This window comes from Fibrobacter sp., from assembly GCA_017503015.1.
In the GTDB taxonomy this organism is placed as follows: domain Bacteria; phylum Fibrobacterota; class Fibrobacteria; order Fibrobacterales; family Fibrobacteraceae; genus Fibrobacter.
On record JAFVTX010000012.1, the window covers coordinates 26,468 to 33,188 of the forward strand.

Below are 6,721 nucleotides of genomic sequence, written 5' to 3' on the forward strand. Positions count from 1 at the left end.
CGATGACAGTTCAAAAAAGATTGAATTTGCTGGTTAAAGCGGATTTAATGGTGTAATTTTTGGTATTTTTGTAAAATCTACCCCCTTAACCTTGATTTTTGTCTAGTAATAGTGTATATTTAGGGTATGAGTACCAAGAATTATGCCAGGGAATGCTATCTCAAGAAAATCCGCGGTTTCTACCGCGATTGCGAGATAATCAAGGTCATTACGGGGGTCCGCCGCTGCGGCAAGTCGAGCCTGATGGAGACTATTGCGCAGGAACTCGCTGATTCGGGTGTCGCTCCCGAAAACATCGTCTATCTCGACTTGGACAGGCGCGGGTTCAAGAATATCAAGACTGCAGATCAGTTGGAAAAATGCATTGAGGAGCATTCCGCTGCGCAAGGGACCAAATTCCTGTTCATTGACGAGATTCAAAATGTCAAGGACTTTGAGGTGGTCATCAACGCATTCAGGGCGGAAGGCGACTTTTCCATATTCATTACGGGTTCGAATTCATACCTGTTGAGCGGTGAACTGGTCACCAAGCTGACGGGCAGATATATCGAGTTCGAAATGTTCCCGCTCAATTTCCAGGAATACTTGGGAATGAAGCGTTTCTTCGGCAAAGCAGTCAGCCAAAATCTTGTGGAAGAGTTCGACAACTTCCTCGTGGAGGGCGGTTTCCCGAAAGCGGTCCAGTACGATTCGCCGCAAGACAAGAGGGCTTACATCGAAAGTGTAATCAATGAAATTTTTGAGAAGGATATCAAGCGACGCGTGAAAATCCGCAATGTGTCGGTGTTCAACAAGATTCGAAACTACATGATAAACAACTTCGGTGCGACAACGAGCCTTACCAACATGCTCGAAGACTTGCGTAAGAACGGCTCCGACATCAAGCGGGAAACCTTGAACAGGTACATCCAGATTTTGGTCGATTCGAAAATCCTCTACGAGTGCAACCGCTTCGACATGAAATCGCGAAGGTCTATCGCAGGCGAAAAGAAATACTACTTGGCCGATGTGGGATTTTACTACGCGACCAATACCGACAACCGCATAAATTACGGCCCCGTCATGGAGAACGTTTTTTACGCCTACGCCAAATCGAACGGTTATAGCGTGAGTGTCGGGCGCATTGGGAAGCTGGAGTGCGACTTTATTCTGCAAAGGGATTTTTCGGAGTACAGTTACGTGCAAGTCTGCATGACGATGATGGATAGCCGAAAGACTGAGGACCGCGAATATGCCCCGCTGGAGAAAATTCGGGACAATTACGCGAAGTACGTGCTGACTCGAAATGACGTTATCCAGCACAGGAACGGGATTGTCCACAAGAACATGCCCGAAATGATGAACGACGGGGAATTGCCGTAGGTTGACTTTTCTGAGATTGCTCGCCGATTGGGAATCCCGCAACCCCTCTTTGCTGCATATGTAAATGGGACGAAAAAGCCGTCGTCGGCAAGAAAGAAGCTCATTGACGAGGAATTGCGCCGCATTGGCAGGGAGTTGCTGAAAACCGTGGCGTAGTGATGTGCGGGCGGCTTTGCTTTTTTTATTGGCCAAATTCGACTTTGCTGAAAGACTTGTAATGGTTGCTAGTGTAATAGATGTTGCAGCCGCTGCTGTAGACTAGACGGTTTGTGCCACGGTTGCTTGCGAAGTAATCGACGTCGGCTTCGTACCAAGTCCCTTGGGGCAATAGTCCTTCGCGATTTTCGAAATAATCTCCACCGATCATCACGCCAAGCGTCGTAAGCGGATTGAAATTCCATTTGGTAAAATTCCGGCCGGTTTTTTGCTCGTAGAGCCTTTTACCTTCGCTTTTGCTCACGTAGTTTGAAGGAAGACTCCCATTTTCGCAAATGTATTTGGCGACTTCATTCTTTGATGTGTACTGAGTTCCTGGTTGGCTTGTTGAAACTATCGGGGCCGCACTTGAGGAGAATGGCGACGATTTGCCGACAAATGTATAGATACCGGATACGATTGCCAAGATAACGCATAGCGCGAACATAAAACTGCGCAGCGATTTGTTCTTTTTATGGTAACCGGTGTTTGATGAGTAACGCGGTCGTGGTTCTTGGCGCAACGCAACGCCTTCGAGGGAGCCTTTCTCGATTCGGGTACCTTTCTCGGTTTTACCGAAACTACTGATGATGATTGTATCGCCAACTCGTGGCTGTCGAACGGGATGCCCTAATGCTGAAATGTGGAAGAAAAACTTTGTTCCGTTCACTGTGGCGAAACCGAATCTTTTTTCTTCATTCCACTGCGTTACTGTTGCTTTATTTGTGATGGGCATGGGTGTTCCAAATGGTCGCGTTTATCTGCGATTGAAATATAGAAAGAACCACCTCTTTTTCTAACCACTAGCCGCTGTTTACGGCCTGACGGCCTAACCACTGTGGAACCGGGGCGTTGCGGGGTGTCCCCGCAGAGGGGGTGATGGAAGACCCGGCTAGATCCTTGGACTTCGGCGCGTCGCGCCTACACTCAGGATGACATGGCCGGGGCTGTAGCGAGGGGGAGGCTTCCCCCTTTTGTGTAATTGGAGGTCCCCGACCAAGTCGGGGAAGACACGCAGGGATGGATTGCCGCGCTACACTGCGTTCCGCTCGCAATGATGCGTAGGGGGATTCTATCGCCCTTGACAGGGCTCCAGAATGACATTTTCCTAACCACTAACCACTGTTTACTAACCACTTCTCTCGTCTCTCGTCTCTCGCCTCTCGTCTAAAATGCTATCTTTCCCCCCCGGAAACATTCTACTTAACAGAGGTTCAAAAAAATGAATTATTTCAATTCTATCCCTATGCGTCGCCAACTCGAAGAAATTGGCCACTGCCGTTTCATGGAACATTCTGAATTCAGCCGTGGCGTTGAAGCCCTCAAGGGCAAGAAGATCGTGTTCGTCGGTTGCGGTGCCCAGGGTCTCCATCAGGGTCTTGACCTGCGCGATAGCGGCCTCGACGTCTCTTACACGCTCCGCAAGGAAGCCATCGAACAGAAGCGCCAGTCCTGGAAGAACGCTACTGAAAACGGCTTCAAGGTCGGTACCTACGAAGAAATGATTCCGGATGCAGACCTCGTTTGCAACCTCACACCGGACAAGCAGCACCACAACGTGATCCCGGCCATCATGAAGCTCATGAAGAAGGGCGCAGCCCTCTCTTACAGCCACGGCTTCAACATCGTTGAAGAAGGCCAGGAAATCCGCAAGGACATCACCGTGATCATGGTCGCCCCGAAGGGCCCGGGTTCCGAAGTCCGTAGCGAATACGTTCGCGGTTTCGGTATGCCCTGCCTTATCGCTGTGCACCCGGAAAACGACCCCGAAGGTAAGGGTTGGGACTACGCCAAGGCTTACGCCGCTGGCCTCCATGCCGACCGTCCGGGCGTTCTCGAAAGCTCTTTCGTTGCCGAAGTGAAGTCCGACCTCATGGGCGAACAGACCATCCTTTGCGGTATGCTCCAGACCGGCACCATCCTTTGCTACGACAAGATGGTGAAGGAATTCGGCGTTGAACCGGCTTACGCGGTCAAGCTGCTCCAGTACGGCTGGGAAACCATTTCCGAAGCCCTGAAGCACGGCGGCATCACGAACATGATGGACCGTCTCTCCAACCCGGCCAAGATCCGCGCAACGGAACTCGCCGAGAAGATGAAGAAGATCATGAAGCCGCTCTACTGCGAACACCAGGACAACATCATCTCTGGCAAGTTCTCCAGCACCATGATGGTCGACTGGGAAGCCGGCGACAAGGACCTCCTCAAGTGGCGTGGCGAAACGGGCGAGCTCGAATTCGAAAAGGTCGAAGCTACCGACAAGGTCATCACCGAACAGGAATACTTCGACCGCGGCGTTCTCATGACCGCCATGATCAAGGCCGGTGTGGAACTTGCATTCGAAACCATGTGCTCCGTGGGCATCAAGCCGATGAGCGCCTACTACGAATCCCTCCACGAGACTCCGCTTATCGCGAACCTCATCGCTCGTAAGAAGTTGTACGAAATGAACCGCGTGATCAGCGACACCGCCGAATACGGTTGCTACCTGTTCGCCAACAAGTGCGTGCCTCTGCTCGCCGACTTCATGAAGAACGAAGTGAAGAAGGACGACATCGGTGCTATCTACGGCGAAGGCAAGACCACCGCTGTGGATAACGAAGAACTCATCAAGGTGAACAAGAACATCCGTCAGCATCCGGTTGAAGAAGTCGGTGCTTGGCTGCGTGAACGCATGTCCGGCATGACCCGCGTCGTGTAACCTTCGCAATACGGCATCACGATTTGGCTCACGTACGTTTTAGTACGCTACGCCAAATCGTTCTTTGTCTTGCTCGGTTCCACTTAGCGGGATAAAGAGTGGTGCTGCGGGGGCTCGCGCCTTGTCTTGCTTGATTATCCAACTTTCGAGAAAGATGTTTTGTCGTTCTTGAAATTGCGAAAATTTAGCCCGCCTTTTGGCGGGCTTTTTCTATAAGCGCATGTTTTTTAGCGAGGATGAGTTTAAAAAAATTGCAAGTAGAAAATCGGCACGAAAATGGAAGCGTCGGCCAAGGAAGGGGAGGGGACCGTGCTGCCTTCGCAACTCTGAGCTGGGTCCCCTCCCGCAAGAATATCAGAAAAAAAGGTATGGGAATATTTCCCATTTTTTTTATCTTTGTGAGGTTGAATTTTTGATTAATTGATAGGCGAAAAAAAGATGTTCAAAGTTGGTTTTGATAACGAAGCGTACCTGAAGACCCAGTCCGAAAAGATTGCGGAACGCATTGCAAAGTTTGGCGGAAAGCTTTACCTGGAATTTGGCGGAAAACTGTTCGATGACCATCACGCATCCCGCGTGTTGCCTGGCTTCGCACCCGACAGTAAGATACGCATGCTGGAAAAGATCAAGGACAAGGCCGAAGTCATTATCGCCATCAACGCAGGCGATATCGAGAAGAATAAGGTCCGCGGCGACCTGGGCATTACCTACGATCAGGACGTGCTCCGCCTGATTGACGCCTTCCGCGGCTACGGCCTTTACGTGAGCTCTGTGGTGCTGACCCGCTGGCAAGAACAGCCCAGCGCCATCGCCTACCAGAAAAAGCTAGAGGGTCTTGGCCTGAAGGTTTACCGTCATTATCCTATCGCTGGTTACCCAAGCAACATCCCGCTGGTGGTGAGCGACGACGGCTACGGCAAGAACGAATTTGTCGAAACGACGCGCGAACTCGTCGTGGTGACGGCTCCCGGTCCCGGAAGTGGAAAGATGGCCGTGTGCCTCTCCCAGATTTATCACGAGAACAAGCGGGGCATCAAGGCCGGTTACGCCAAGTTCGAGACGTTCCCTATCTGGAATATTCCGCTGAAGCACCCGGTGAACCTGGCCTACGAGGCCGCCACCGCCGACTTGAACGACGTGAACATGATCGACCCCTTCCATCTGGAAGCTTATGGGCAGACCACCATCAACTATAACCGCGATGTGGAAATCTTCCCGGTGCTGAACGCCCTGTTTACCCGCATTCTGGGCGAGTCTCCGTACAAGAGTCCCACGGACATGGGCGTGAACATGGCGGGCAACTGCATTATTGACGATGCCGCCGTGTGCGAGGCCGCCAAGCAAGAAATTATCCGCCGATACTACAACACCCTCTGCGACGTGCGCAAGGGCAACGCGGAAAAGGACCAGATTTACAAGCAGGAACTGATCATGGAGCAGGCGCAGATTAGCACTGCCGACCGCCCGGTGATTGCCGCTGCCGTAGAAAAGGCCGAACTGACCGATGGTCCGGCGGTTGCTATCCAGCTGAACGACGGCGCCATCATCTCGGCGAAGACGTCGTCCCTGCTGGGAGCCTCTTCGGCCATGCTTCTGGATGCGCTGAAACATCTGGCCCATATTCCTGACGAAGTGCGCTTGCTTTCTCCCATGGTGATTGAACCTATCCAGAATCTAAAGACCAAGCAGCTCGGACACAAGAACCCGCGTCTGCACATGGATGAGGCCCTGGTGGCGCTTTCTGTTTGCGCCCTGACAGACTACAACGCGAAAATCGCTCTAGAGAAGTTGCCGGAACTCCGCCACTGCGAGGTCCATTCCAGCGTGATCCTTTCCCAGGTGGATGTAGGCGTGTTCCGCCGTCTCGGCGTGAATTTGACGACCGAGCCGAACTATCAGTCCGGCAACCTGTACCACGGGTAAAAAAAACTGTCTAAGCGCCGCATCGCAAACATACAAAAAGGCCGCGAATCAATCGCGGCCTCTTTTGGGAAAAGCTATTTCACCTGGGCACGAAGCGTCTGTACATTACCGCTCGAAACCACACGCACCAGGTATAAGCCTTGATTCAACTGACCCAGCGACACGCTATGGGTTCCGGCGGATTGCCCGTGATACCGCTTCTTGAGGTTGCCCTGCAAGTCAAAGACATACACCTTGACTCCTGACGCCGTGGTTGCAGTTACTGTCAGTTCGTTACGGACAAACTGTACCTTCAAACCGCTTGCAGCAACAAAAGCAAAGCCATCTCCCTGTTCTTTACTAGAACTCGAAGCAATCTCTACACTCGAACTTGAAGAAGCTTCAATAGAAACAGTGAGCGTCTGAGCCTTAAGGTCGTTGTAATTGTCATTACCCCTTACCATAAAGTAAACGGTATAATCACCCGCCTTCGTTGCGGTCGGCAAGGTCTTAGAATACTTGTCAGCGCCCTTTAACTTATAAACCATTACGCCGTTTTCA

Annotated in this window: 5 protein-coding genes; 3 read left to right on the forward strand and 2 right to left on the reverse strand. The window is 51.6% G+C overall.

Annotation, left to right across the window (positions count from 1 at the left end; genetic code table 11):
- Window positions 1-126 precede the first annotated feature (126 nt).
- A complete protein-coding gene (locus tag IKB43_02665) occupies window positions 127-1,362 on the forward strand; it encodes an ATP-binding protein (GenBank protein ID MBR2469045.1) in 1,236 nt (411 codons plus the stop codon).
- A gap of 181 nt (window positions 1,363-1,543) precedes the next feature.
- Here the strand turns inward: IKB43_02665 and IKB43_02670 are convergent, their stop codons facing one another.
- On the reverse strand, window positions 1,544-2,293 hold the full coding sequence (locus IKB43_02670) for a hypothetical protein (protein ID MBR2469046.1): 750 nt from the start codon (window positions 2,291-2,293) through the stop codon (window positions 1,544-1,546).
- A gap of 486 nt (window positions 2,294-2,779) precedes the next feature.
- Here IKB43_02670 and ilvC point away from each other — a divergent pair, with 486 nt between their 5' ends.
- Both ilvC and IKB43_02680 read left to right on the forward strand, forming a co-directional pair.
- Complete coding sequence (gene ilvC / locus IKB43_02675) at window positions 2,780-4,258, forward strand: ketol-acid reductoisomerase (GenBank protein ID MBR2469047.1); 1,479 nt, start codon at window positions 2,780-2,782, stop codon at window positions 4,256-4,258.
- A gap of 438 nt (window positions 4,259-4,696) precedes the next feature.
- Window positions 4,697-6,181, forward strand: coding sequence for a DUF1846 domain-containing protein (locus IKB43_02680; protein MBR2469048.1), 1,485 nt, complete (start codon window positions 4,697-4,699; stop codon window positions 6,179-6,181).
- Window positions 6,182-6,255: 74 nt separating this feature from the next.
- On the opposite strand, the gene IKB43_02685 is transcribed toward IKB43_02680, so the two are convergent.
- Window positions 6,256-6,721, reverse strand: a 466-nt coding sequence (locus tag IKB43_02685) for a T9SS type A sorting domain-containing protein (protein MBR2469049.1), incomplete at its 5' end; no start/stop codon positions are given.

Excerpts from the sequence above, each read along its gene's own strand:
- IKB43_02680 (MBR2469048.1), top strand. The coding sequence starts at position 4,697 with ATGTTCAAAGTTGGTTTTGATAACGAAGCGTACCTGAAGACCCAGTCC.
- IKB43_02670 (MBR2469046.1), bottom strand. The coding sequence starts at position 2,293 with ATGCCCATCACAAATAAAGCAACAGTAACGCAGTGGAATGAAGAAAAA.
- IKB43_02665 (MBR2469045.1), top strand. The coding sequence starts at position 127 with ATGAGTACCAAGAATTATGCCAGGGAATGCTATCTCAAGAAAATCCGC.
- ilvC (MBR2469047.1), top strand. The coding sequence starts at position 2,780 with ATGAATTATTTCAATTCTATCCCTATGCGTCGCCAACTCGAAGAAATT.